This is a genomic window from Shinella sp. (genome assembly GCF_052438155.1).
Classification (GTDB): Bacteria; Pseudomonadota; Alphaproteobacteria; order Rhizobiales; family Rhizobiaceae; genus Shinella.
Genome location: NZ_JBQVPI010000024.1, coordinates 12994 through 39993 on the forward strand (window position 1 = coordinate 12994; position 27000 = coordinate 39993).

A 27000-nucleotide genomic window follows, 5' to 3' on the forward strand; every position below is an offset into this window, starting at 1 on the left:
CGCTTACTCGATGCCGTACCACTTCAGTTTCGTCTGCGAGATGAAACCGGTCGTGTTGGTATAGGCGATCCAGGTGTTGAGGAACGCATGGAAGTGATAGTCGCCCGGGCGCACCGCGTAGGAATAGCCCGTGGCCTCGATGGGCGTATCCGCACCGAGCACCTTCACCTTGGCATTCGGGTTGGCCTTCATGAACAACGCGTTCTGCAAGAGATCGCTGAGATGCGCGTTGGCGCGACCCGCCGCGACTTCAAGCTGCCCGGCGACAGCGTTGTCCGAGACGATGACCTTCTTCTGCGCGTCGGGCAGGAGGCGATCGCTCTGTGCAACGGCCGCCATGCCCGCGATGCTGACGGCTGAATATTTCGGATTGTTGAGCTGCTTCCAGTCGGTGACATCGACATCAGCTCCGACCAGCCAGGTATTGCCGGTCGTCATGTAACTGTCCGTGAAATCGACGGTGATGGCGCGGGCCGGGGTACGGAACATGTCCACCATGGCAATGTCGAACTGCTTCTGGACCAGGGACGGAATGATCGTCGACCAGGTCGTGTCGACGATCTCGAGCTTGACCTCCAAGACATCGGCAAGGTTCTTCGCCATGTCGACGTTGAAGCCTTCCCACTCGCCGGAAATCGGGTTCTTCTGCTGGGCGGGCACGGAGTCGGCCATGCCTACCTTCAGGACACCGGCCTGTTTGATTTTCGCGATGGTGTCAGGCCCGTCCTCTGCCTTTGCCGCCGGTGCCAGGAGCGTCGCGAATGCCAGCAACGTGGAAGCCACGATAGTCATCAATCTGTTCATGTCCGTTCCCTCTTCTGTTGCGGCGTACTCGGCCCGCCGGACCTGAAGCTTGGGGGCAAATCCCGATTGGGAGAACAGCGAAAAGTCTGATAGTCGTAATACGCTGGCGTTATAAGACAGCGAAACGAGAGTACCGATGCTTTCCGCGTCGGTTGGGATAAGCATGAGCGACCTTAGGAAAACAGTCGGAACTCTTGATAACCTCGTGGCATTCGAGGCCGCTGCTCGGCACGGCAATTTCAGCCGCGCGGCGCGTGAACTGCTCGTCGCCCAGCCGGCGATCAGCCGGCGCATCCAGCAGCTCGAACAGGCCCTGGGAACGGACCTGTTCGAACGGCAGGGAACGCGGATCCGGCTCACCGCCGCCGGACAGCAGTTCCAGAATGCGGTTACGACCGCGTTCCGCAGCATCGAACATGCGGCAAAGGCCTTGCCGCGCGAGGATGACGGGGTCGTCTCGCTCCGCGTCAATGTTGCCGCCGCCTCGCTTTGGCTCATGCCGGCGCTGGGCGCCTTCTATGCCCAGTTTCCCGATATTCGCCTGCATCTGGTCTGCATCGACGAACTACCGGAGTTCAGCAACAACGACTTCGATCTCGAAATCCGTTTCGGGACCGGGGCTTGGCCCAACGTGGAAAGTTATCCGCTCTTGCAAGAGCGGGTCTACCCCGTCGCATCAAGAGACTTCGTCGCCGAGCATGGCATTCAGGGACCAAATTGCCTCCGCCGTGTTCCTTTGCTGCAGCTTGAGAACTACACCAGCCCGCTGATGGACTGGAATACCTGGCTCGAAGCGGGAGACAGCTCGACTATCCGGCGGATGACGACCTACGCCATGGTGCTGGAAGCCGCGCGCTTCGGCCACGGCGTTGCCCTGGGTTGGCACCCTTATGTCCGCCAAGCCGTTGAGAAGGGTGACCTGGTAAAGCTCCCGATCAGTGAGAGGACGAGCGACTACCGCGAGTTTCTCGTGGCAAAATCCGCCCCGCGGCGGCGCTTCTCCGTTGAGCAAACGAAAGACTGGATCATCGAACTTGCTCGCCGGAGCGGGCAAGGCACCCAATGATGAACTCGTCGAACGCCAATGCCGCTGCGTTGCGTGTCTTGCTGCCCGCTGCGATATCGACGCCCCGAGGCTCTTGAATGGGTACGAACCCTCGACCCCGTTAGCACCAAATACTAGCGCTAGTTTATTTTCGAGATCCATACGATCGGAATCGCCCGAAAATCATTTCGATTGGTCCCTGTCGGCCCGTGATGATGAGATCATCAACGGCTTAGTGCCGATGCGGCATGGTTGCCACACACGGCATCCCGCGATGGCGGGATTGGCGATCTTTCCCGCGAATAGAGGAGCTACCGCCTCGAGCGGTACGGACAGGGGTACTACATTCTTCTGGGAGGCTAGGTCGCTGCGCAGCCGAAGGGCGTACCGCTGCAAAGGGAGGTGGAAGCGGCGATGTAGGAAGCATTCGCCGAATCGATGAGTCCGCAGGGCGTGGCGATAGACCAGATGGTGCGCAACGGCCCGGCGCTGAAAGGTTACATGCATCTCAAGACGTGGCCCTTTGAACGCTAGCTGGCGAGGCCCTGGCCGCCCGCATGCCGACCCGAAGCAACGGCGGGCCCGATGCCAGCCGACAGGCCAGCGCTGATGGCAATGATAGCCGTCGGAGCGCTATGCCCCGGCTCCGACGCCTGGCGTCCCTCCCGCCCGGACGAAAACCTGGAGACCTATATTGCGAAGCAGATCTTCAGCAGCCTTGGCAGGTGCTCGCCAACCTTGCGGCGGGCCGGGATTGTCTACCCTGACCTCAATCGTGCGTCGGCACCCGCACGAGTTGGAGTGAGCCATAGGCTTGCCGCTGCCGCTCGGCGGCTTCCTCAAGCCATTGCTTGAGCGCGGCGATTTTCGGCACCTGCCCGCGAGCCTTGGGAAACACGAGATAGTAAGAGACCCCGCGATCCACCACGATAGAAAAGGGGCGAACAAGGACCCCGTCCCTCAGGCTTTCCTGTATGAGATTGACATCGCCAAGCGCCACGCCCTGCCCGCGCGTAGCCGCCGAAAGCGCCAGTTCCAGCGTGTCGAAGATCTGACCTCGATGGGAGGCGATGTCCTGCGCGTTCGCAGCCTCCAGCCAGAGCGGCCAGCCGTTTAGCGGAAAGCAGTGTAGCAAGGGCTTGTCGCACAACATGTCCGGCGTCGCCAGGTGGCGAGCGAGATCGGGCGAACTGACTGGTGTCAGCAATTCGGGAAACAGCGGGATCGCCTCGACGTCCGGCCAATCGCCACGCCCCTGCACGATGGCTGCGTCGATATCGCTCGTCTCGAAGCTCGGCTCCCAAGCATCATAGGTTGTGAGGCGAACGTCGAGGTCCGGCAGCATTGCTTGAAGTGACGGCAGAATGGGCAGGAACCATCGGGTCGCAAGCGTCGGCGGCATGCGAAGCGTCAGGACCTGGCCGGAATTTCGCAGGTTACTGCAAGCCCGTGCGATGCGGGTAAAGGCGTCCTCCACGATCGGCAGCAGCGATTCGGCCTCCGGTGTCAGCCGGAGGCCACGCTTGTGGCGAATGAACAGCTGAACCCCGAGATTGTCCTCAAGTTGCTGCACCTGGCGGCTGATCGCGCTTTGCGTGACGAACATCTCACTTGCCGTACGGCTGAACGTTCCGCAGCGCACCGCCGTGACGAAAACCTCCAGCGCGTGCATCGGCGGCAGTCTGCGACTGAAAGAGGGCCGGGACGATGCATGATCATAACGCATGGATTTCATGAGAAAAATCCTCTTTTCAATTTTAAAATCAAAGCCTTAAAATACAAGCATCGAGGAACGATGTGCCTTTACGGCATCTTATAGCTATTTGAGGGAAACGGTCACCATGAAAATCAAAGCCATCCGGGCGACGCCAGTCAACCTTGTCCTTGAGGCGCCTTATGTGTGGGTCTTCGGCGAGTTACCGGGCTTTTCCACGACGATCGTCGAGGTGGAGACGGAGGATGGCCTGGTGGGCTACGGGGAGGCTCCTACCCCGCATGCAGCCTCGGTGATCCGCGACCAACTGGCGCCGAAGCTGATCGGCCGCGACGCCTTCGACCTCGCCGGAGCGGAATTCGCCTGCGTCCCTTTCTGGCGCGGCGTGCAGAGTATCAACGATCCTCTGCGCATCACCGCGTTCGGTGCAGTCGAGACGGCGCTCTGGGATTTGAAGGGTAAGGCCTGGAACATGCCTCTTTATCAGGTGCTCGGCGGGGCGGTGCGCAAGGAGATACCCTTCACAGACTACTTCTCGCTGCGTTCTCAAGGCCCGCTGCTGCCGGACGGGCGAAAGGTGCGTGGCGAACGCACACCGGAAGAAATCCTCGATTATTGCGTCCACCTCAACGAGACCTTCGGCACGACCTACTTCGAAGGAAAGTTCTCGACCGAGGATCCGCGCGTCTCACTGCGCATGCTCGAACTCATTCGCAAGCGCTTCGGCGACGACGTGATGCTGCGTATCGATTCTAACCAGGCCTATTCGTTGGCGACCGCTCGCCGTCTCGCCCGTCCGCTGGAGGACCTCGGCGTGCGCAATTGGGAAGACCCGGTCGTCACCGTTGAGGAAATGGTTGAGCTGCGCCGTCACTGTTCGATTCCCTTTTCCACCCACAACGCCGACATCGCACGCGCCATGGCGCTGAAGGTGCCGGACGCCATCTGCGGCAATCCGACTGCCGTCGGCGGCATCGGCCGGTTGGTGCGCTTCGTCGGTGCCTGCGAGCATGCCGGCATCGACTTCTGGTGCTACAGTGGCGACTCCGGCATCGGCAGCGCAGTCTACCTGCATCTTTGCGCCGCGCTCGGCTGGATCCGTGAGCCGAACCAGTCGCTCTTCCGAATGCAGGCCTTCGACGTGATCGAGGAAGGCCCGTTCGTGCCCCGCAACAATGTCGTTTCGGTGCCCGAAGGCCCCGGCCTCGGCGTCACGCTCTCCAAGGAAAAGCTCGACTGGTGCCACCGCCACTTCCTGGAGCACGGCGCCATGAACAAATACCACGACGCGAACCTGCCGGGCACCTTCCGCCGCCTGCCGCTCAGCTAGATGCACGAGGATCCACGTCATGAACCAAGATATCGTCAATCGCGCCCACCAGTTGCTGAAGGCGCGGAAGCCCGACTGGAGCCTCGAGCAGCCCTTCTACGTCGACAGCGACTTCTTCGACATGGAAATGGAGTTGTTCTTCACGCGGCAGTGGCTGTTTGCGGCCATGACCTGCGAGATTCCCGCAACGGGCGACTGGATCCGCGTCGATATAGCCCGCGAATCCGTAATTGTCCTGCGCAAGAAGGACGGCCAGATCGCCGCATATCACAACACCTGTCGCCACCGCGGCTCGCGCATCTGTCTTGCCGAGCGGGGTCGATCCAACCGTCTCGTCTGCCCCTATCATCAATGGTCCTACGAACTCGACGGGCAGCTGTCGCGCACCCGATTGATGGGGGAGGCGTTTGAGAAGGACGGTTTCGGCCTGGTCCCTGTCGCAGTCGGCGTCGTAGGCGGCTACATCTTCCTCAATCTCTCGCAAAAACCGCCCTCCTTCGAGCCGTTCCGCACCGCGGTCGAATCTTATCTGCTGCCGCACGACCTCGACAACGCCAAGGTCGTCCACACGCAGGCGCTTGTCGAAAAGGCCAACTGGAAGCTGGTGATCGAGAACAATCGCGAGTGCTATCACTGCGCCGGCTCGCACCCCGAACTGATGCACATCATCACGGAGTTCGACGATCCGAATGATCCGAAGGTCAGCCCGGACTACAAGGCGCTGCTTGAAAAGAAAGGTCTCGACTGGGATGCGCTGGGCCTGCCGCACGTTCACACCGAGGGTCACCTCCAGTATCGCGCCGTGCGCCTGCCCTTCACCGGCGGCATGCTATCCATGACAATGGACGGCCATCCTGGCTGCACCAAACTTCTTGGCAACCTGACGAGCCCGGACCTCGGCTCGGTTCGCCTGCTGCACCTGCCCAACACATGGAACCATGTGCTCGCCGACCATGCAGTCACCTTCCGCGTCTTCCCGCTCAATGCCGAGGAAACGCTGGTGACGACCAAGTGGCTCGTCCACAAGGATGCAGTCGAAGACGTCGATTACCACATTCCACGGCTGATCGAGGTCTGGTCGAAAACCAATGACCAGGACCGCCAGCTCGCCGAGAACAATCACCTCGGCATTCGCGGCCGCGCCTATCGCTCCGGCCCCTATTCGGATGTCATCGAGGGCGGTACGCGCGACTTCGTCCGCTGGTACGCCGACGAACTGTTGTCGGCGCTGGAACCGCTCGCCAACCATTACTCCAATGCAAAGGACCACGCGGCATGACCGGCACACTGAACGTTACCCTCCCGGAAATCGAATCCCTCGCGACGGCGACCCTGAAGGTCGCCAATGTAAGCGAGGCGAACGCCGCCTCGGTCGCCCGATCCATCGCCTTCGCGGAACGCGACGGGCAGAAGATCGTCGGCCTCTCTTACCTGCCCTACTACTGCGAGCACGCCGCCTGCGGCAAGGTGGATGGAAACGCCGTTCCGGTGCTCACGCGCCCGAGCGCTGCCGCCGTGACCGTCGATGCGGCGACGGGTTTCGCTCATCCTGCGATCGACCTCGGCATCCTGCCGCTTACCGAAGCTGCGAAGGAGACGGGTATCGCCATCCTGACGGTTGGCAATTCCTATGCCTGCGGCTCGCTCGGCTACTTCGTCGAGCAGCTCGCCGAACGCGGACTCGTGGCGATCATGACCGCAAACGCCTCACCCTCAATCGCTCCACATGGCGGCAGGACGCCATTCTTCGGCACCAACCCGATCGCCTTCGCCGCTCCGCGAGCCAGCGGAGCGCCGCTTGTCATTGACCAGTCGTCCAGCGTTGTAGCGAAGGTCGCCGTCATCGAGGCGCACCGCCGAGGCGAGGTGCTGCCGGTAGGCTGGGCGCTCGACCGTGACGGCAATCCCACCACCTCGGCTGAGGCCGCGATGGACGGCAGTCTCACTGCGATCGGCGGCTACAAGGGGGTTGGGCTCGCGCTGATGGTAGATCTTTTGTCGGCCGGCCTCAGTGGCGCGCATTTCTCGCACGAGGCGTCGTCCTTCGGGGATTGCGAGGGCGGCCCGCCGCGCACCGGCCAGTGCATTCTCGCCATCAGCCCGGAACGGTTGGGCATCGCCGATTTTGCTGCGCGCAGCGAAAGCCTGCTGACCGCGCTGACCCATGAGCCCGGCACTCGCGTGCCCGGCGCGCGGCGGCTTACCGCGCGGCAGGAGAACGCCGCGCGCATCGAAGTCGACCGGGACATCTGGATGTCCCTTGAAGCCTATGCCGCCGGCGCGCAGAGAGCGCCGGCATGATCGAGTTCCAGTCCCTTGCCAGGCTGCCGCTGTGGAGCAACGGGGACAACCGGTTGCTCTGCACCGGCGTGACGGTGGAGTCGGCGGATGTCGGCACGTTCACCTTCGCGCCGGAGAAGCCCGCCTATTTCCAGGACCAGCCGGGCCAGTTCGTGACCCTGATCCTGCCGGTCGAGCGCGGCCCGGCGATGCGGACCTACACCCTTTCCTCCTCGCCGTCGCGACCCCACACCGTCGCCATGACCGTCAAGGCGCAGGCAGGCAGTATCGGCACGCGCAGGATGTTCTACAACCTGCGCCCTGGCGATACGATCCGGGCGATCGGTCCAAAGGGGGATTTCACCATTGAGCAGCATCATAGGAAGAGTGCACTTTTCCTCTCGGCCGGTTCGGGCGTAACGCCCTCGATCTCGCTGACGCGTTTCCTCGCCGATTACCTACCCAGCGCGACCGTCGATTTCATGACCTGCGTTCAGACCTACGACGACCGCCTGTTCGCCGACGAGTTGGAAATGCTTTCCCGACGCATGCCGAACCTGCGCATCGCCTTCGTCGTCGAGCGACCGGATGCTCGCCCGATGGCCAAGGTCTGGTCGACCGGCCGGATCCATATCGCTAAGATTGCCGCCCTCTCTCCTAATTTCCTCGACCGCGAAATCTATTGCTGCGGACCGGAGGGCTTCATGCGCCATGTGCGTGCCATCCTGTCGGGCGCCAGTTTTGACATGGCGCATTATCACGAAGAGAGCTTTCAGGGCGAGACGGCTGCTGAATCCGCATTCGCCGATAACGGCGAAAGCGTTTGCGTCGTCTTCACGGCCTCCGGCAAGCGTGTCACAGCCGCAAGGGAAAAAACCCTTCTCCAGATCGCCCGTGAAGCCGGTCTCGAACTAGATACTTCATGTGGTTCCGGCCTTTGTGGCATCTGTCTCGTGCGCAAGCACTTCGGCGCCGTGGACATGAAACATCGCGGCGGTATCAGCGACGACGAGATCGCAGATGGCTATGTACGCGCCTGCTGTTCGCGCCCCCTCGGCAATGTCGAAATCGAGGCCTGAGCGTCGATTCCGAGAAGACACCCGAAATCGTTCGCGCGCCCCCATCCATCGCTTTGAGCGAGCCAGCCGGACCGAACAACTTGCTCAAGCCGACGTGTTTCCGTCGAGCTCAGTCCGTTCACATGAGGTTATTGCACATGTTTAACGCCATCTACGCCGACCTCGAAGCCTTGAAGCACACGCTCTACGCCGAGCGGCAAAACCGTGTTCGCGAATTCATGAGAAAGCGGGACATACCAGCGCTTGTCGTCCTGGACCCAAACCACATCATGTACGCGACGGGTGCGACCAATATGAATCTGTTCACGATGCGCACGCCCGCACGCTATCTCTTGATGGTTGCCGACGGTCCCACCGTGCTCTTCGATTTCCGCGGATCGGAGCATCTGGCTGTGGGATTGCCCACTATCACACATATCGACAGCGCAGAGGGGCTCGATATGATCGCGTCGGGTGGTGACCCGCAGGCCGCAGCCAAGCGTTTCGCCGATCAGATTGCCGGCTATGTCCGCGATGTCGATCCCTCCATCGATAAGATCGCACTCGACAGGTTTCCGTTTTATGCGACGGACGCACTGCGCGACCGAGGATTCCATCTCGAAAATTCCGACCAGGTGTTCACGCCTGCCCGTGCAATCAAGCTTCCAATCGAGATCGCTTATCTTCGTGAAGCACTTCGCAGAATTGACGTGGCGACCGCCCAGCTCGAGCAACGGGCGCTTCCGGGCGCAAGCGAATCGGAGGTTTGGGCGGAATTTCACTACCAGCTCATGGCCAAGGAAGGCCAGTACGTCGTGACGCGGCTCTTCCAGAGCGGGCCTAACACCTATCCGTACTTCCAGGAAGCCGGCGCGAGGATTCTTCAGGAGGGGGACCTTCTTTGCCTGGATACCGATGCCGTCGGATATCAGGGCTATTCAGTCGATTACTCGCGAACCTTCCTCTGCGGCTCGGGTAAGGCAACGGACGAGCAGCGCCGACTATATGCACGGGCAAGAGATCAATTGGAAACCAACGCAGCGCTCCTGGCGCCCGGCGTCGAATTCCGTGAACTGGCGGAAAAGGCATGGCCGATTCCCGAGGAGCATTTGGCCAGCCGCTACTATTGCATCGGACATGGTCTTGGCATGCAGGGTGAGTGGCCAAACATACCGCACCATGTTCGCGGGCGACCCTATCCCCTTCCCGGCGTACTCGAGCCGGGCATGATCATCTGTATTGAAAGCTATATCGGTACTGAAGCAAGCCAGCAGGGCGTGAAGCTTGAGGATCAGTTCCTGATCCACGAGGACCGTGTGGAGCGGATGTCCAACTATCACTTCGACGACAGACTCGGATAGGCGTGGCATGCAGATTTTGGGCCTGGCCGTGGGTAAGAACGGCATACAAAGGCAGGGTGCGACCACAGGGCTATGAAGTTTATCGCGTCTGCACCGGATGCAGGATCGTTTTATCCGTGAAGCGCTACAAACGGCCCGCGCCTGAATGCGCGGGCCAAGTGCCATATTTGCTTAGGACGCCACTTACGCCGCCGCCTGGAAAGACCTGAGATCCTTGACAATCAGAGCGTCTCGTAGCTTTGCGATATCTTCGCTCATCGGCCGGTCATCGACATATGTTGGAACGACGCTACGGATGTGCGCTCGGAGCCATTCCATTTCCGGCGCGCAAGCGCTCGCATTGGCTTGGCACTCGTATGCTTGTGCCGAGGCCAAGAGCTCGATTGCGAGCACAAACTCGACATTGCCGGCGATGTCCAGCGCCTTGATGGCCGCCGGCGTCGCATGCGTGAGCGTGTCCTCCTGTAAGGCCGAAGTAATGCCTCCATCGAGGCTCGCGGGAGCGGCAAGGCGGCGGTTCTCATTGACCAGCGAGGCTGCCGAATATTGCGCGATCATGAAACCGGAACGAATGCCGCTGTCGTCGGCGAGAAAGGCTGGGAGGCCGCTGACATGTGGATTGACCAGTCTGTCGATACGACGTTCGGATATCGCGCCAAGCGAGGCTAAGGCAACTGCGAGATGATCCATGGAAAGCGCAAGCGAGGCGCCAATGGCATGGGCCTGAGAATGGACCATGGGCATCTCAGTCGTGCCGGAAACGGCCGGGTTGTCGGTAACGCTTGCAAGTTCCCGGTCGACTGATGCGCTGACGGTCTCGAAGGCGTCGCGCGCCGCACCATGGACGTGCGGAATGCCACGAAGGCTCAAAGGATCCTGCGTCCGTGTACCGGCGCGGGCTAAAAGCAGGCCACTTCCGGAAAGATATCGGCGCAGGTTGCTGCCCACCGTGCCCATGCCATCGGAAACACGCAACGCGAGCGGACCCTCCACGAAAATATCGGCTTGCGTGCCCAGGTTCTCATAAGTCGCAGCCGCAGTCAGGTCGGCCCATTCCAGCAGGCGGGCGGCGCGTGCGGCTGCAAGGCTCGCAAGTCCAGTCGCGCAGGGTGTGCCATTCACGAGGCTCAGCCCCTCCTTCGCCTGGAGTGACAACGGCGCGCGGCCAATCCGCGACAGCGCCTCATGGCCGGGGAGCCGTTCGCCCCCATAAATCGCGTAGCCTTTGCCGATCAGGACCAATCCGATGGCTGCGGTATGGCAGATATACCCCACCGAACCCTGCCGTGGCACGACCGGCGTACAGCCATTCGCAAGCATATGTAACAGGAGATCGACAACCTCGAGGCGGATGCCCGACGCGCCATGGGCGAAGTTGTTGACCTGCGCTGCCATGATCGCCCGCGTCTCGGCGATGTCGAAGGGCTGGCCGACGGCACAGGCGTGGCTCAGGATGATCTTGCGCGACAGTGCCTGCTGGTTCTCCCGGCTGATGATGACATCGCTGAGCGCGCCGACACCCGTGTTGATGCCATAGCCACGGATGCCTTTCTCCACCAGCGCTTCGACGATAGCGCGGGCATTCTGCATGCGGACACGTACGCTGTTGGACAGGACAAGGCTCGCCCCGTCCGCCACGGCGGCGATCTCGTTCCAGGTCAGCGGGTTTTCGGTGCGGACGACGGTCTCAGTCATGGAATATTCCGATTGGTTGATGGCGTTTCACGAAGTGGACGACATAGTCGGCCGCCGGCTTTGTCAGGATTTCTGTCAGCGCGCCGGTCTGCATACCAATGCGGACGGTCTCGTCGAGATCGTGGGTGATGAAGACGACGGTCTTGGGCAGCGTCTGCTGCAGCTGAAGCAGTGAAACGCCGTCGAACTTCCCTGATGGAAAGAGGGCTCATGCGCGCGAGCAGCTGAAGGCAGTAGGGTGGCTTGAGAGAACGCCCGACGGAGTTGTCCGTCAAAGCGCTCTCAATTTTGCAGTTTTCCTTACTTCAGGCCGGCTTCGATTTTGGCGCGCGCCTTGGGGGAAACCCACGCATGCCATACGTCGGTGTTCTTTTTTAGGAATTCGTTGGCGGCAGCCTGCCCGTCGACCTTGTTGTCCAGCATATAGGCCAGGCTAATATTGATAGCTTCGAGCGGGAAGGTCGCTTTTTCGAGAACCTCGACAATTTCTGGCGCCTCCTCGGCGAAGGTGCTGTTGATGCCGTATGCCACCTCGACGGAGGGGAAAGCACAGCCCTCTTCCCGCTTGCCATTGGCGCTGCTCAGCTCCTTCCAGCAGGCCTCGGAATATGGCTGTTCCTCGAGCTGGACGAATTTGAACTTGCCCATGAGTGCGGTTGGCGACCAGTAGTAGAAAAGGATCGGCTCACCTTGGAGGTAAGCTGAGGCGATCGCCGCGTCAAGCGCGGTGCCCGTACCCGGCCGGAAGTTCACATAGGCTTCACCAAGCTTGTACGCTTCGAGCTTAGCCGTGCTGATGCCCTCGCAGGTCCAGCCGGACGGGCAGTTGAGGAACCGACCCTTGGTCGGCTCTTCGGGGTCTGCGAAGAGCGCCACATATTTCGGGTCGGACAGTTGGGAAACGCCCTTCAGATCGGGCGCTGCGGCTTCTATGCTCCGCACCGGGTCTCCCTTCACGACGTAGTCCGGAACGAACCAGCCCTCGCTGGCACCCAGGAAGGTCCTTCCGACGGCCAGGACCTTGCCTTCCTCGGTCGCTTTGTTCCAAACGTCGCTGCGTCCAATCCACTCTTCAGCGAAGATCTGGACGTCGTTGTTCGCGGTCGCCTGTTCCAGCGTCACCGAATTGCCAGGGATGGAATCGACGGAACAGTCGTATCCCTTGCTGAGAATGGTTTTCATCACCTCCGTGATGAACGCGCCACTTTCCCAGTCAATTCCGGCGAAGGTGACGGTCTTGCCATCACCACAGTATGAGGCATTCGCTACACCCGCCGATGCACCAAGAAAGAGTGTGCTGGCGAGAAGAATGACATTTGATTTCATTTGTTAGTTCCCGTTTTTCGTATTGTTTATGATTCTCTAGTTTTTGCAGGCGTCCGGCTCTGGACCGCCCATCCGACAGAACATGCGGCCTTGAAATCCCGTTTTTAACCGCTACCGCCTTCAGCTACACGAGAACGCGCGTGCGGTTTCAATCGGCACCGGTCTCCTTTCTTCTCTACTGTCCGCATCAAACCGGCGCGTGGCGCTTTGCAAGCGCTCCCCTTGCGTTGCTGATCACTGGTTGAGTGACTTAACGGAATGATATTTGGCAAACTTGTCCCTGAAAACTGCATTTCTTCTCATGAGATCCATGCGGGATAGTCATAATTGTTGTTTTGCGATGAATAGAAAACGCACGAACAATCGGGCCGGGGCTCATCGCACCCACTCGCCTCCCTGTTGTCAGAAATGAAAGTAGTGGACTAGCACTCAATCAATCGCGTTTTTGGTTCCCGCACCACATTCGATGGCCGACCGCTCGACGACGACGTCCTGATTCTGTTGAAGAACAGAGGAGGTGACTTGCCGCAGAACTCTCGGTCGGAAGAGATGCATGCTGCCTTGAACCGAATTGAACCTCAGGCCCAACTCCAGAAAATTAGTCTTTTGCGCAACACCTGAGAATCGACTGTGCGAGTTACCACATTGAGACCCTGCTACCAGATATGTGCTCCGACAGATCGCCGGGTGTGGGCTACCGATATCATTTCCTCAGGTAGAGAATACAGGACCTTGAATAGGAGAACTCATCATGGGTTGGAAAACGCCAAAGATCGAATACGTGAACGGGTACAAGATTCTTGAGTTCGAGGGGCCTACCTTCAAGGTCTACGAGGGCAACCGTCAACTGGGAGATGAATTCCCATACTCCGGCGAAGCGGCTGCTCACGCGAACTCCCTTCCAACGCGGGATGCTCCACGGGGTTGAGCAGTAAAAGCAAAGCTATCCTGTTCCGAAGTACTACACCGGACCACGATGACAAGAACGGCAGCTCGCCCATGCTCGCAAGGCATGAGGCCTGTCCGTTGGTCTTGGAGGTAATCGAACTGTCTCTTCGTTCCTCACATCAACTAAATAACTGTAGGAATAAGCAGATCGCTAGAACACTCGTTAAATCTGGCGCCAGTTAGATAAGATCGTGCGCTACAGCATTTCAGCAACGACTATCGGTGCCGGCTATTCTCCAGCTCGGCATAACGGTCGCACGGCTCCACAATCGGCGATAGACCGGTGACGTCTCCAACAGGCTTTCATGCGTGCCGCTCGCCGCAATCGTGCCGGCGTCGAGGAGAATGATCCGATCGGCAGCGATGATCGAGGGCAGGTTGTGCGCGATGACGAAGAGGGTGCGACCGTTGGCGAGAGACGAAATCGCCCGTTGGATCGCCTCCTCGTTCTCCGGGTCGAGCGCGGAGGTCGCTTCGTCGAGGAGGACGATCGGCGCGTCCTTGAGGGTCGCCCTGGCGATACAGATGCGCTGGCGCTCGCCGCCGGAGAGACGGGCGCCGAGCGTGCCGACCATCGTCCGGTAGCCCTTCTCGAAGCCCAGGATCGTGTCATGCACGGCAGCGGCCTTTGCCGCCACCTCGATCTCAAGGTCGGATGCCTCCGGGCGGCCGGCACGGATATTGTCGGCGATGGTTTCGTTGAAAAGCAGGGCCTCCTGAAAGACCGGGGCGATCATCGAGGCCAGCACCCGATCATCGATCTCCCGGATATCCCGATTACCGATGAAGATGGTGCCGGCATCCGGCTCCCAGAAGCGCATCAGCAGGTGCAGACAGGTGGTCTTGCCGCTGCCATTGGCGCCGATCAGGGCGACCATCTCACCTTGTCTCGCCTCGAAGGAGACACCGGAAAGCGCGGGCTCCTGCCGACCGGTATGCGTGAAGGAGACTTTCTCGTAGCGGACGTCGAAGGTATTGGGGCTTCTGCCCTCGCGCATCCGGGGTAGCGGTACAGCAACAATGGCCTCGATATTGCGCTGTCCGATCCGGGCGAGCACAAGCATGGCGGTAAGGGTCGCAAAGTTTCGGGCCGGAACGGTCGCCGAAACGATCAGCAGAAGGGCGACCGTCAGCCGGATGGCATCGGTGCCTGACGCACTGCCAAAGGTGAAAATGGAGATGAGGACGGCAATGGCCGCCGACATCTCGATGGTCATGCGGAACAGGATGGCGATCGGTGTGATCTGCCGGACGCCCCGCCAAGCGCCGTCGCGCAAGCGCGCGACATTCAGGGCGAAGTCATGCCCGACATCGCCGCCGGCGGCAAAGGCGCGCAGCACCGACACGCCCTCCGCCTGCTCCTGCATGGCGAGCGACGCGCCGGCAAGGCTCTGAGCGCGGCGCTCCAGCCCCACCGCAAGCCGGCGCTGCGCGACTGTAAGGATGGCGAAACCGACTACCATGGTCGCGATGGCCGCAAGGCCGGCGATTGGCCAGGCGACGATCGCCCCGGCCAGGCAGACGCAAAGGACTGCGGCATTGGCGGCGATCTCCGGCCGCGTATAGGACGCGTGGTTTTCCAGCCAGAGAACGTCTTCCGAAACGGCCTGGATAAGCTTGCCCCCCGCAATCGCCCGGAAGGTACCGAGGGGCATGCGGATCAGATGCGCAAGGATCAACCGCCGAAGGCGCAGCCCGCCACGATAGGCTTCGGCATGGAGTCTTCTCGATACGGGCCAGAGCAGCAGGCGACGAAGCACGAAGATCGCAAGCAGCATGCCGGCGCACCAGAGGGCGGAGCGCGACGGATCGCCGTCGGCAGAGCGCCAGAGGAAGACCGTGGCAAGAAGCGGCTGTGCAGCGAGTAGCAGCCCGTCAAGCATACGCCCGAGCAAGCCTGCGTCCAGCCGAAGGCCAAGGGACAGAAGCGCATCACGATCCGCCATCAACGTCCGTCCTGTTTTGAAGGGTGAAGGATCGGGCCGCGACATGGGATCGCCATTGCCGGGCATAGGCGCCGTCGCGCGCCAGGAGTTCATCATGCGAGCCGCTTTCGGCAATGCGGCCGTCTTCCAGATAGACGATGCGATCGAACGCCCGCACGGAGGAGAGGCGATGGGCTATCGCAATCACCGTCCTGCCCTTCGCAAGTGCATCCAGCGCCTGCTGGATTTCGTGCTGGCTGTCTGGATCGAGATAGGCCGTCGCCTCGTCGAGCACGAGGATCGGTGCGTCCTTCAGGATGGCGCGGGCAATCGCGATGCGCTGCTTCTGCCCGCCGGAGAGCCCCTCGCCACGGTTGAGGATCGTATCGTAGCCGTCGGGCAGTGACCGGATGAAACCATCCGCCTCGGCAAGGCGCGCCGCCGCGACGATCTCATCCCCCGTCGCCCCCGGCCGTCCGATCGCGATGTTGGCACGGATGGTTTGGGAAAACAGGAACGTTTCCTGGAACACGGCCGTAAACTGCGCGGCAAGGTCCTGCTGGGGGAAGGAGCGGATATCGCGGTTGCCAAGGGTGATACAGCCGGAATCGGGGTCGAAAAAGCGAAGCAGAAGACGCGCCAAAGTCGATTTTCCGGAGCCGCTGGGGCCGACAAGCGCCAGCCTCTGCCCGGCCCTGATGTCGAGGTCGATGTCCGTCAGCGCAAAACCGTCGCCATAAGCGAAAGCAACCTTTTTGAACTGGACGTCCTGCCCGCTTTGCGGCTGCGCTTGGAGAACGGGGAGATCCGGCAGACCGAGCAGCGCATCGACACGCGCCAGCGAGGCTTGCTGGATGCGCAGCCGCCCCATCGCGCCGAACAGCCGCGCGCCAAGCGAAGAGAATGCGAAGGCCGAAAGCAGGAAAAAGACGAGGACGGAGAAACCGTCCGGCATCGGATGGAGCCAGAGGCCGAGCGGTGCCACGATCAGCAGCGTCGAGGTGGTGGTGAGGAAGAACCAGTTGGTGCTGGATGCCGCGAAGGCCAACCACTGGCCGACCACATCCTCCACCTCCCGGAAGGCCGCCTCCGCCCGGCGCAGATCGCCTGGGCCGATGCCATAAGCCTTGATGACCGGGACCATGCGGATCGCCTCCTGCAAGGCCGCATCGACCGCCGCCTGCGATACGACAAAACGGACCGACAGTCGGCCATCACGCCTCAGGATCAGAAAAAAAGCGGCAAACCCTGCGAACACCGGCCCGAACACGGCCATCGCCAGCCGCCAGTCGACGACCAGCATGGCGACGCCGAAGACGAGCGGCACGATCATGACAGCAACGAGATCGGGGATGAGATGGGCGATGCCATCCTCGATGCGCTCGACATCCTCCATGAGCGTGCGACGGATATCGGCGGCCTCGAAACGCTGGACGGCTCCGAGCGGAGCGGACCAGAGTTTCCGGCCGATGGCAAGCCGCGTCTCGGCCTGCACGTCGATCGCTACGCGATGCGACAGCAGGTTCGACACCATCTGCATGAGACAGGAGAGCATGACCGAGCCAACGAGCCCGACCGACCAGAACATCGCGCCATCGCGATCTCCAGAAACCAGGGCTCCGACGGCCAGCGCAACGACAGCCGCAACGGCCGTTTCCAGCACGGCGGCCAGGGTCGAGGCCGCGATGACGATGCCCATCCTGCCGCGGTGCCCCTCGGTCAGTGCCCATAGGCGGCCAGCGGCTCCGCCGCCGGCAACGTCGGTACCTTGCCCGGCCTTTTCGGGTGTGTTCACCGTGGTCTTCGCCATCGGCAGCTCAGAACTTGAGCTTGAAGCTGCCGCCGAACGTCAGCGGATCTCCCGGCGAAACGAGCGTCCCGACACCGAGATTTGCCGCTACCGTGCGATAGTCCACGTCGCCGATGTTCTTGGCGAAGACGTAAGCGGCATAACGGTTGTTCTCCACCCCGGCATAGGCGTCCAGCAGACCGTAGCCCTTCTGTCTAATCGTGTTCTGCACATCGAAATAGTAGCTCGACCGATAGCGATAGTTCACGCCAAACTTGCCGACGAGATCGTCGAAGCCCACCTCCCACTGGTAGGCGGCACCGGCCGAACCGGTGAAGCGCGAAACGAACTGCTGCTGGTTGCCGCTGACATCCACCGTGCCGGAGCCGTCGAGCGCGCGGGCACTGCGGAATTCCTTGTAGGTGGCGTCCGCGTAGCCGGCGCCGGCGGTCAGCGTCCAATGCTCGTCGATATCATAGGCAACGGAGAGCTCGCCGCCGAAGGATCGGCTCTGCGGCGCATTCGAGATCGGCGTGGCGCCCGTCAGCGCATTGAAACCTTGCACCTGCTGGTCGCGCCAGTCGATATAGAACAGCGACGCCTCGACCTTTAGCCGGTCGTCGAGAGCCGCGGACTTCAGGCCCACTTCGTAGCTGGTGACGCTTTCCGAATCATAGGCGCCCTCATCACCGAGGCCGACGAAGCCGGAATTGAAGCCGCCTGACTTGTAGCCGCTCGAAACGCCGCCATAGAGGTTCAGTCCCTCCATCGGCTCGAATTGCAGGCCAATGCGCGGTGTGACGTAGGTTTCGGAAAGCCTGGCGCTGTAGCCACGCGCAAAGGTCCCGGTCAAGCCGAGTAGTTCGGCGGTCTCATTGGCAGTGAAATCGTAGTCGAAGGACTTGCGATCATGGCCGATACGCAGGCCGCCAAAAACCTTCCATTCGTCGTTCAATGCGTAGGTGCCGTCCGCAAAGCCCGAGAGCGAGACCGTGTCCGTATCGCCGCGGGTCGAAAGCGTCGCCGCGCCACCGGTAAACGTGCTGTTGGCACCATAGGTGCGCGAGGCCTCGGAGAATTCGCCGTAAAGGCCGGCGACCCAGTTGAAGCGCTCGTTGTCCTCGGAGACGTAGCGCACCTCTTGCGACCATTGACGATAGTTGCCGTCGAACGGGTTGTCCGCGCGGTAGCGGAAATTCGGAAAGCCGAGGGACTGGAAAAGCGCGTCATAGGCCGCGAAATAGCCGAGCGGAAAGCCGTTGCCGTCGACATCCACCGCGCTTTTCTGGAAGCCGGTAATCGAGACGACCTTGTCGCCATTGTCGAGGTGGTAGGTGAACTGGCCGGAGGCGGTAGCAAGATCGCTTTCGATGCGCGTTGGATCATCGACAGCGACGCCCCTCCTGCCCTTCAGGAAATCCGCTTCCGGCATACCAAACATCTCACCGTCCAGCACCTGGCGCTCGACATCGACGATGCCGAGGAACTCGAGGTTGTCGGTAAGGTCACCAGCGATGCTGACGCGACCGTGTACATCCTTGCCACCGCCGAGATCCTCACCATTGATCGTCGAATGGAGGAAACCGTCGGTCTTGGATGCAGAAAGGGCACCGCGCACCGCCCAGCCATTGTCACCGATCGGCGTATTGAAGATGCCGGTCGCCGTCATGGTACCGAAGCGGCCATACTCGACGCCGAATTCGCCGCTGGTCTGGTCGGGATCGGGCAGGTTCGAGATGATGTTCACCGAACCGGCAATGTTGTTACGGCCGTAGAGCGTGCCCTGCGGTCCACGCAGAAGCTCGATGCGATCGACGTCGAGCAGCGTGCCGCTATGGGCTTGCGCGCTGCCGATGCCGACGCCGTCGAGATAGACGCCGACCGACGGATCGCTCTCGATCAGAGCGGAGCCGACGCCGCGGATCGCGGTGAAGGACGTATAGAGTTTCGCCGTTACGGCACCGGTCTGCGCATTCGGCTCGGCGGCGATGGCATCGTCGCGGCGCCGGGTTTTCCGAAGCGCCAGAGTCTCGCCGCTCTCGACCGCAATGCTTGCCGGCACGTCCTTGCTCTCCGTCGCGCGCTTCTGCGCCGTAATGATGATCGGCTTCAGCACGGTCGCTTCCGTCGCCACCTGTGCATGGGCAACGACAGGCAGGCTGGTGCTCGCAAGAAGGGCTGCGAACCTTATGGCAGTTTTCATGATCAATCCCCGGACCCAATTCGACGCGGATTATCGTTTCGGGAGGAAGATGGGTCGAGGCGCTTGGCTTATGCGTTTCGGCAAAAAGCTTACGATTATTGTCCAGTTTTAAATCATTCAAGATTTCAAGCGGCTAGGCGGATAGCCGAAATGCCGTGTGAAGGCCGAGGTGAAGTTTGCCGGGTGCTGGTAGCCGGCCTTGTAGGCCGCCTCCGCAATGCTCAACCCGTCGCGCAGGATGGCGTTGCGCCCGATCAACAATCGCCGTTCCAGAAGGTATTCCCGGGCGCTCGTGCCAAAGGCACGCTGGAAATCCTGCTTGAGCTTGCTTTGGCCGATGGCGAAGCGGGCGGCAAGGGCAACGAGCGAATCGATAGCCGCGGCATTGGCATCGATGTACCGTCGGATTTCCAGTATGCGCTCCAGCGATTTCGGCGTGAGGTTGGCGGTCGCGGCCACCTCGGCGGGACGAAAGGCTTCCGCCAGAATGCTGAGCAGGCTCATGGCGCTGGCATCGAGATGCACGTTGGTGAAGGCGCCGTGCGCTGGCGGGTTCAGCACGGACCAGGCGATCTGGCGAAGCCGCGCGTCGAGCGCATGGCGGCGGATCATCACCGGCTGGCGCATCGCCCGCTGCATGGCCTGATAGGTGGGATCGCCCTCCATGGCGGCTTGGTTGTGCTCGCTCCAGGCGGGCGTCAGCAACAGTTCCACCACGCGCACCGACTGATCGGCATGGATCGTCATGCTCGTCGGCAGGCATTCGCCGGTGGAGGTGATCCAGACTTCGTCCGGGCAGAACCCGCCTTCGATGCCCTCCGTCGTGTTGGTGGCAAAACCTTCCAGCACGACAGAAAGGCAGATCGCCGGAAAGGTATGGCTCTGGTAGGCGAGCGGCGTATCGAGGCGAAGATCGGTGACGCCGAGAAACATGCCGGGGCCGACCTCGCGCCAGCGCCGGGCATCACCCTGCATTTCCTCCGGTTCCGGCAAGATGCCGACCGCGGCGGCAGACGAACGGGTAACGTCATGCGCCTCGGCGCTGGCCATATCCGTCACACCTCGCGCTCCCCGGACCGCGCCGCAAGCGCGCGGGACGGCTGCATGCCGAAGCGGCGCAGGTAGAGTTGCGAGAAGTGGCTGGGATTGTTGTAGCCGACGGCAATCGCGGCCTGGGTGATGTTCATCTCGCCAACCTCGATCAGGCGACGTGCTTCCAGGAGGCGCTGCTCCTTGAGGAAAGCATAGACGGCGAAGCCATACAGGCTCTTGAAGCCCGATTTGAGCCGCTTCTGCGTCAGCCCCACCTCGCGGGCAAGATCGTCAAGCGTCCAGGGGCGGGCAAGTTCGGCGATCAACAGATCCCGGGCGCGTTGGAGCGGGCGGCGGTCGCGGGGCGGCACGGTCTGGGCCGGCTGCGTGCGGCGCATGGCGACGATCGACGCGTTGATGATGTCGAGCGCGCGCGCCTCGAAGGCAAGGTCGTCGCTGTCCACCATCGCGCTGTCGAAAAGCGCGCGGGCAACCGCGAGAAGATCAGGCGGCACCGGCAGTACGCCAACCCACGTACCGTTGCCTGACGCCATGTGCAGGGCATGGTGTTCGTCGAGATTGACCAGCACGTCGCCGGCGCCGAGCTTGTGCCACAGAGCGATATCGACGCGGATATCCATTCCCTTGAACCGGGTGCCGACCGGCACGTCGTAGAACCCGACCGCGCCGGTCGGCGCCACCATGATGTAGATGCGCCCCGGTCGATAGGGGATCGACGACAGCCGGTGCTCGGCATCCTTGTCGAGCAGCCAGCCCTGGCCGGACGCCTCGAACAAAAAATCGATCGCGACACACGGCTCCGTCGCGAAGCGGCCGACGAAATCGGCGCCAACCACCATGTCGAAGACGGAAATCGTCAGGCCCGGCCTGACGCCGAGGATTTTGTAGGCGCCCTCCGTCGAGGCCGCGGAAAAGGTCGAATCAGCGGGGCTCGGGCCGAGCACGACCACATCGTCCTGATCCGACTGCGCGAGCGCGCGCTGTTCCACTCTGAGATTCATGTGTGTCGCCAAAATAATGGACCGGATCGCAATATCGCTGAACCTGATTACAATAGTCAAGTTTTCTGCGACAACCTACTGAGAGCAGGAAACTCGCTGCGAGGGGCAATGTCGACAGCTTTTACGAATATCGTCGCACGTTCCACCACATGGACCGTGCTTGGCCTGCTTGCCGGCCTCTATGCCGCACAGTCCGTCACGGGCAGCATGGTGCAGACGGCACTGCCCGTCGTGCTGCGTGATGCCGGCATGCCGCTCGACCAGATCGGCTATCTCGCCGTGCTGTTCCTGCCCTGGGCGCTGAAATTCCTCTGGGCACCGCTCATCGATCGGTTCCTCACCGAACGCAGCTGGATCCTGGTGTGCCAGGTCGGCATCATTCTGTGCTTCCTCGCCGCCACGGCGCTACCACCCCAGACCCATATGGCCTGGCTCGCCGGCGTCCTTCTCGTGATGGGCGTTTTCGCCGCCACACAGGATGTCGCGACGGATTCGCTCGCCGTGAGGGCGTCCGACGCCAACAGCCGCGGGCTTGCCAGCGGCGCTTCGACGGCCGGCGCCTATCTCGGTTTCCTGATCGGCGGAGGGTTGTGGCTCGTCGTCTACCAGCATGCCGGCTGGGCGGTTTCCATGGCGTCCATGGCAGGCTTTGTCTGCCTGCTCACCATCCCCGTCTTCTTGTCCAGCGGGCTCGCAGCACCACGTGAGAGAAGGGTGGTCGGCACGCATCGGATTGGCCTTCGAACCACCTTCGCCAACCGAACCCTTACACAGGGGCTGATCTTTCTCGTCGTCTACCAGGTCGGAATCCGCATGGGATCGTCGCTGACCGGCCCCTACCTCGTCGACAAGGGCATTGTGCTCGACATGATCGGTCTTCTGCGCGGAGCAGGCGGGGCCGTCGCCGGCTTCATCGCCTCCTCGCTCGGCGCGCTCGTCGTGCAAACGGCCGGCATAACACGCTCGATCGTGATTGCCGCGATCCTCAACGCCGCGCTGCTCGCCGCCCTTGCCGTCGTCGAGTTCGCTAACACCGTTTCGCCGACACTCGCCGTCGGCATCCTTCTCCTGCAGGTGGGCGCGGTCGCCTTCTCCTTCGTCGCGCTCTACGCAGCGATGATGAACTGGTGCAATCCGGACCAGACGGCGACAGATTTCGCCGCCCTCCAGAGCATCGACGCAATCCTCGCTATCGCCGCCGCCTCGGTCGCCGGCGTGCTTGGCAAGGCCTTCGGCTATGGCTGGCTGTTTTCCGCCTCGGCGGCTTTCATCCTTGTCGCCATTCTTCTCGCGCCCCGTACCCTTGCCGCTGCGCGGCACGGGGCGCGCAACTCAGTCCCAGAAAAGGTATCGAAACCATGATGCGTCACCGTTTGTCCGGCGTTTCCCTTCTTGCCCTCGCTGTCAGCCTCTCGCCGCAAAGTGCATTGGCGCAGGACAGCGCTGAGGCGACGGTGCTCGAACCGATCATCATTACCGCGACCAAACGCAGCGAGGACTATTTCCTACTGCCGTCCGCCACCGATATCGCCAACGCAGAAGAACTGCATATGCGCGGCATCGATACGGTCGCCGACCTCGACCGCATCTTCCCGGACGTGAATATCCGCTCACGCTCCAGCCGCGCCTATGCCAACTTCACTATCCGCGGCCAGGCTTCGCTCGACTTCTACAATCCGAGCACGCAGGTCTATGTCGATGGCCTGCCGCAGGACAGTTTCAACCTGACCCGCGCCTTGCCCGGCAGCGTCGAGAGCGCCGAACTGCTCTACGGCCCACAGGGTACGCTCTACGGCCGCGGCGCCATTGGCGGCGTCATCAACATCGTCACCCGCAAGCCCGACAATGAACGGCGTTTCGGCTTTGACGCAGACATGACCAGTGAGGGGGCCGGTGGCACCTTCTATGCCAACACGCCGCTGATCGATGGTGTGCTCTACGGCGACGTGAACCTCTCGCTGCTGCACGGCAAGGACACTTATACGACCATACTCGGCGAAGACGTCGGCGGCACCAGGGACGTGACCGGACAGGTCCGCCTGCGCTATGCGCCGGACGACAGCCCGTGGGACGTGACCATCAGCGCCGGACGCGGGCGCGTTTCCTCGACGGAAGAATACTTTGTCCTCGAGTCGATGCTGGAGGACCGCATCGGTTTCCCGGCACCGTCGGAATACGATCTGGACACCTGGAATTTTGGTATCAATGCCACCTACGACCTCGGCTTCGCCACCATCACCGCCCTGACCGGCTACCAGAAGAGCGATCTCGACCGCACGATTTTCGGCAGCTATACGCCGGAAAAACAATGGACGCTGAGCCAGGAACTGCGCATCGTCTCCAATCCGGACCAGGGTAGCCCGATCGATTATGTGGCGGGGCTCTATTATCAACACCTCGATTTCACGCGGAGCGTCCCGGCTGCAGGACAGGTTTCGAACCAGAAAATCGATTCCTATGCGCTCTTCGGCGATGTGACGTGGCATGCCACCGACCGGCTCGACATCTCGCCCGGCCTGCGCCTTGATTACGAGCGCGCGGCCGCGGAAGCGACGGGTGGCGTGACGCTCAACGACGACAATTCCTTCACCGCGCTATCGCCGAAGCTCGCCGCGAGCTATGGCCTCGCCGACGAGTGGCGCGTCTACGGCGTTCTCAGCACGGGCTTCAAGGCGGGCGGCTTCACCCGCAACGTGGCGCCCGCCAACATCGCCTTCACCTACGATCCGCAGAACACCTACAATGGCGAGGTCGGCCTGAAGTATCGCGACGAGGCCGGCACGCTGGAAGCACAGCTTTCCGCCTACTACAACGTCACCAAGGACTACCAGATGTTCGTCGGCGCGCAGCCGTTCCAATATCTGCAGAATGTCGGCGAGGTGACCGCAAAGGGCATTGACCTGAAGGTCCGCGCAAAACCCACCGAGGAACTCGGCATCACGGCGGGCCTTGCCTACAACCACACGCGCTTTACCGACTACAAGAACCCTTTCACGCCCGGCGCCGACCTGACAGGCAACACGGTGCCCTATGCGCCGGAATTCACCGCCAACTTGATGCTGGACTATCGTTTCGAACTGGAAAGCGGCCGCGGCGCGCTCGTTCCCTATGCCGGCCTGACCTATGTAAGCGAGCACTATTTCGACGAGACCAACACGATCGGCCAGAAGGACTACGCGCTTGTCGACCTTGGCGTGAAATGGGAACTCGACGACAAGGTCACGGCCGAAGCCTTCGTGACGAACGTCTTCGACAAGACCTACACGACCTATGGCTTCCAGTATCCCGGCCTTGGCAACCTTTACCAACTCGGCCAGGGTCGCACGATCGGCGGCCGCATCAACATGACGTTCTGAGGAGGCCTTCATGCGTGTCCTCATCGTCGGCGGCGGGCCTGCGGGCCTGACCTTCGCCGCCTGCCTGCTGCGGCATGGCATCGAGCCGGTCGTGGTGGAAAAGGCTGCCCGCGGCCGCACCGGCGGCTATTCCATCGGCCTGCATATCAATGGCTGGCTGGTGGCAGAGCGCCTGGGCCTGGTAGAGGCGTTCCGGGCGAAGGCCATGCCGCTCGGCGCGGCCCATCATCTCGACCGGAACGGCCGAAAGCTCTTCTCCTATGACTATCGCACGCTTGCAAAGGCGGCAAAGGGGCGTCTCCTCGCCATCATGCGCAGCGATTTCCAGGGCATCCTCACCGGCGCCATCGAAGGAAAATGCCCGGTCCGCTATGAGATGACCGTAACGACCCTTAGGGACGACGGATCAGGCGTGGACGTCACCTTCTCCGACGGCAGCCGTGACCGTTTCGACCTCGTCGTCGGTGCCGACGGTTATCGCAGCGGCGTGCGGGCGCTTGCCTTTGGCCCCCACGAAGCGTTTCTCCGGCCGCTCGGCTACCGCGCCAGCGCCTGGCGCGTGCCGCTGACAAAACCGCTCGGCGCGAGCTTCGTCGGCATGATGGATGTCGATCACCAGGGCGGCCTCTACGCTGTCGGTGACGGCACGGCCGCAACGCTCTTCTGCTGGCGCGACGAGCGCACAGACCGGCTGGATGCCGAGGCCCGACGCGCAGTGCTGCGAGAAGAATTCGGCCACTGGCCGGAACCGGTCGCGTCCGCTCTCGAAACCGCGATCGACTGGGACCAGTCGTTCTTCGACACGGTCTCCCAGATCGAAGTCCCGAAATGGTCGAAAGGCCGCATCGCACTTCTCGGCGATTCCGCCTGGTGCCTGACCTTCCTGGCGGGCCAGGGCACCTCCACCGCCATGGCTGGCGCCTATATCCTCGCTGCCGAACTCGCGCAGAAGGGCCATGTCGAAGCCCTCGACAACTATGAAGCCCGGATGCGGCCGCTGGTGACGAAGATGCAGGCGGTCTCGCGCAAGATCGGCGGTCATTACATTCCGCAGAGCGCCTTCGGCATGCGCGTTCAGTCCTGGATCCTTCCGATCATGCTGTCCCGCCCCTTCATCAGGTTCACCTCAAGCCGGCTGGCGGCGCCACCGCTGGGTATAGATTGAGGCCACTCCACAAATAACTTGACTATTATAGTCATATATTGTGATCGTTACCGGATCGAAATGGAGCGTTTCGTGCCTGCAAGCGCGTGACGCCCCCTCTCCTCGGAGAACCTCGTGGAGATCATCCGCGCCTGCGGCCTCAATATCTTCCTGGAAACCACCCCCGTCCGGCGGGAGATGGTGTGGGAAAGCGTGACGCCGCCCGGCCATTGGATCGGCACGTTGCTGGAAGGTAGCCTGTGCGTACAGCAGGACGGGTTTGGCGAACACCTCTGGCAGAGCGGCGGCGGCACGATCTTTTCCGCAATCGACGAAGTCCATACCCGGCATGTGGTTCTGCGCGATGGCAGCGTCGCGGCCGTTTTCATACAGATCGAGGAGGAAATGGCAGAGCCGCTGGTCGGCGGAGAGACGCTGTCGCTGATTGCCCGCAAGAAGCCGGATCCGCAGCTGGCGCTTCCGGACGTGGCACGCAGGATCGCCTGGCAGATGCTTGGCTGCCCGTTACAAGGCCCGGCCCGCCGTCTCTACTTGACCGGAAAGGCCATGGAGATACTCGCGCATGTTCTCGATGATGCCGTAGTGCCTGATCACGGCAGCGCGAATGCGGGCTGGCCGGCGCGCGACATCGCCCGGCTGCACGAGGCACGCAGCATCCTGCTTGCCGAACTCGCCTCGCCGCCCAGCGTGCCGGAGCTTGCCCGCCGGGTCGGTACGAATGCCAAGAAACTCGGCGCGGGTTTCCACGCGCTGTTCGGCACCACAGTCTATGGTTTCGTCAAGGCGAACCGGCTCGATGCCGCGCGCATGCTGCTGGAAGGCGGCGAAACCTCGATTGCCCACGTCGCCCGGCAGGTCGGCTACCAGCCGCAGCATTTCGCCACGGAGTTCCGCCGCCGCTTTGGCGTGGCGCCCACCACCATTGCCGGCAAGGCCCGCTAGATCGG

20 protein-coding genes are annotated in these 27000 nt (G+C 61.8%); 11 read left to right on the forward strand and 9 right to left on the reverse strand.

Annotated elements, in window-relative coordinates; all coding sequences use genetic code 11:
- Positions 1 to 3 precede the first annotated feature (3 nt).
- Positions 4 to 804, reverse strand: a complete 801-nt coding sequence (locus ACT6VE_RS27725; protein WP_444801529.1) for a substrate-binding periplasmic protein — start codon at positions 802 to 804, stop codon at positions 4 to 6.
- Positions 805 to 967: 163 nt separating this feature from the next.
- On the opposite strand from ACT6VE_RS27725, the gene ACT6VE_RS27730 reads away from it, so the two are divergent.
- Positions 968 to 1870, forward strand: a complete 903-nt coding sequence (locus ACT6VE_RS27730; RefSeq protein WP_444801530.1) for a LysR substrate-binding domain-containing protein — start codon at positions 968 to 970, stop codon at positions 1868 to 1870.
- Between the two features lie 748 nt (positions 1871 to 2618).
- On the opposite strand, the gene ACT6VE_RS27735 is transcribed toward ACT6VE_RS27730, so the two are convergent.
- Positions 2619 to 3584: a LysR substrate-binding domain-containing protein gene (locus ACT6VE_RS27735; protein ID WP_444801531.1), complete on the reverse strand. Its 966-nt coding sequence runs from the start codon at positions 3582 to 3584 to the stop codon at positions 2619 to 2621.
- Between the two features lie 106 nt (positions 3585 to 3690).
- Here ACT6VE_RS27735 and ACT6VE_RS27740 point away from each other — a divergent pair, with 106 nt between their 5' ends.
- From ACT6VE_RS27740 to ACT6VE_RS27760, 5 genes are all read left to right on the forward strand, one after another.
- Positions 3691 to 4893: a mandelate racemase/muconate lactonizing enzyme family protein gene (locus ACT6VE_RS27740; protein ID WP_444801532.1), complete on the forward strand. Its 1203-nt coding sequence runs from the start codon at positions 3691 to 3693 to the stop codon at positions 4891 to 4893.
- 19 nt (positions 4894 to 4912) lie between these two features.
- The gene (locus tag ACT6VE_RS27745) at positions 4913 to 6172 is read left to right on the forward strand and encodes an aromatic ring-hydroxylating oxygenase subunit alpha (RefSeq protein ID WP_444801533.1); all 1260 of its coding nucleotides are present in this window, start codon (positions 4913 to 4915) and stop codon (positions 6170 to 6172) included.
- Positions 6169 to 7194: an Ldh family oxidoreductase gene (locus ACT6VE_RS27750; RefSeq protein WP_444801534.1), complete on the forward strand. Its 1026-nt coding sequence runs from the start codon at positions 6169 to 6171 to the stop codon at positions 7192 to 7194. The genes ACT6VE_RS27745 and ACT6VE_RS27750 overlap by 4 nt, the downstream gene beginning before the upstream one ends.
- Positions 7191 to 8252, forward strand: coding sequence for a flavin reductase family protein (locus ACT6VE_RS27755; protein WP_444801535.1), 1062 nt, complete (start codon positions 7191 to 7193; stop codon positions 8250 to 8252). The genes ACT6VE_RS27750 and ACT6VE_RS27755 overlap by 4 nt, the downstream gene beginning before the upstream one ends.
- A 137-nt stretch (positions 8253 to 8389) precedes the next feature.
- The gene (locus ACT6VE_RS27760) at positions 8390 to 9592 is read left to right on the forward strand and encodes a M24 family metallopeptidase (RefSeq protein ID WP_444801536.1); all 1203 of its coding nucleotides are present in this window, start codon (positions 8390 to 8392) and stop codon (positions 9590 to 9592) included.
- A 183-nt stretch (positions 9593 to 9775) separates the two neighbouring features.
- Here ACT6VE_RS27760 and ACT6VE_RS27765 read toward each other — a convergent pair whose 3' ends face one another.
- A complete protein-coding gene (locus ACT6VE_RS27765) occupies positions 9776 to 11287 on the reverse strand; it encodes an HAL/PAL/TAL family ammonia-lyase (protein WP_444801537.1) in 1512 nt (503 codons plus the stop codon).
- Between ACT6VE_RS27765 and ACT6VE_RS27770 the strand changes: the two genes are divergently transcribed.
- Positions 11286 to 11462: a hypothetical protein gene (locus tag ACT6VE_RS27770; RefSeq protein WP_444801538.1), complete on the forward strand. Its 177-nt coding sequence runs from the start codon at positions 11286 to 11288 to the stop codon at positions 11460 to 11462. The two genes, ACT6VE_RS27765 and ACT6VE_RS27770, sit on opposite strands and share 2 nt — an antisense overlap.
- Before the next feature lie 125 nt (positions 11463 to 11587).
- Here ACT6VE_RS27770 and ACT6VE_RS27775 read toward each other — a convergent pair whose 3' ends face one another.
- The 6 genes from ACT6VE_RS27775 to ACT6VE_RS27800 all read right to left on the reverse strand — a co-directional run bounded on the left by ACT6VE_RS27775 (position 11588) and on the right by ACT6VE_RS27800 (position 21532).
- Positions 11588 to 12613: an ABC transporter substrate-binding protein gene (locus tag ACT6VE_RS27775; protein ID WP_444801539.1), complete on the reverse strand. Its 1026-nt coding sequence runs from the start codon at positions 12611 to 12613 to the stop codon at positions 11588 to 11590.
- A 1154-nt stretch (positions 12614 to 13767) separates the two neighbouring features.
- Positions 13768 to 15507 carry an ABC transporter ATP-binding protein gene (locus ACT6VE_RS27780; RefSeq protein ID WP_444801540.1) on the reverse strand — a complete coding sequence of 580 codons (1740 nt, stop codon included), beginning with the start codon at positions 15505 to 15507 and terminating at the stop codon, positions 13768 to 13770.
- Positions 15494 to 17296 (reverse strand): ABC transporter ATP-binding protein, encoded by a 1803-nt coding sequence (locus tag ACT6VE_RS27785; protein WP_444801541.1) that lies wholly within the window; start codon positions 17294 to 17296, stop codon positions 15494 to 15496. Before ACT6VE_RS27785 ends, ACT6VE_RS27780 begins: the two co-directional genes overlap by 14 nt.
- Before the next feature lie 7 nt (positions 17297 to 17303).
- Positions 17304 to 19478 (reverse strand): TonB-dependent receptor, encoded by a 2175-nt coding sequence (locus tag ACT6VE_RS27790; protein ID WP_444801542.1) that lies wholly within the window; start codon positions 19476 to 19478, stop codon positions 17304 to 17306.
- A 117-nt stretch (positions 19479 to 19595) separates the two neighbouring features.
- Positions 19596 to 20528 carry a helix-turn-helix domain-containing protein gene (locus tag ACT6VE_RS27795; RefSeq protein ID WP_444801583.1) on the reverse strand — a complete coding sequence of 311 codons (933 nt, stop codon included), beginning with the start codon at positions 20526 to 20528 and terminating at the stop codon, positions 19596 to 19598.
- 5 nt (positions 20529 to 20533) lie between these two features.
- Entirely contained in the window at positions 20534 to 21532 is a 999-nt protein-coding gene (locus tag ACT6VE_RS27800) for a helix-turn-helix transcriptional regulator (protein ID WP_444801543.1), read from the reverse strand.
- 108 nt (positions 21533 to 21640) lie between these two features.
- Between ACT6VE_RS27800 and ACT6VE_RS27805 the strand changes: the two genes are divergently transcribed.
- The 4 genes from ACT6VE_RS27805 (at position 21641) to ACT6VE_RS27820 (ending at position 26995) form a co-directional block, all read left to right on the forward strand.
- Positions 21641 to 22894, forward strand: coding sequence for an MFS transporter (locus ACT6VE_RS27805; protein ID WP_444801544.1), 1254 nt, complete (start codon positions 21641 to 21643; stop codon positions 22892 to 22894).
- Positions 22891 to 24888: a TonB-dependent receptor gene (locus tag ACT6VE_RS27810; protein WP_444801545.1), complete on the forward strand. Its 1998-nt coding sequence runs from the start codon at positions 22891 to 22893 to the stop codon at positions 24886 to 24888. The genes ACT6VE_RS27805 and ACT6VE_RS27810 overlap by 4 nt, the downstream gene beginning before the upstream one ends.
- A 10-nt stretch (positions 24889 to 24898) precedes the next feature.
- A complete protein-coding gene (locus tag ACT6VE_RS27815; RefSeq protein ID WP_444801546.1) occupies positions 24899 to 26053 on the forward strand; it encodes an FAD-dependent monooxygenase in 1155 nt (384 codons plus the stop codon).
- 114 nt (positions 26054 to 26167) lie between these two features.
- A complete protein-coding gene (locus tag ACT6VE_RS27820) occupies positions 26168 to 26995 on the forward strand; it encodes a helix-turn-helix transcriptional regulator (RefSeq protein ID WP_444801547.1) in 828 nt (275 codons plus the stop codon).
- Positions 26996 to 27000: the final 5 nt, after the last annotated feature.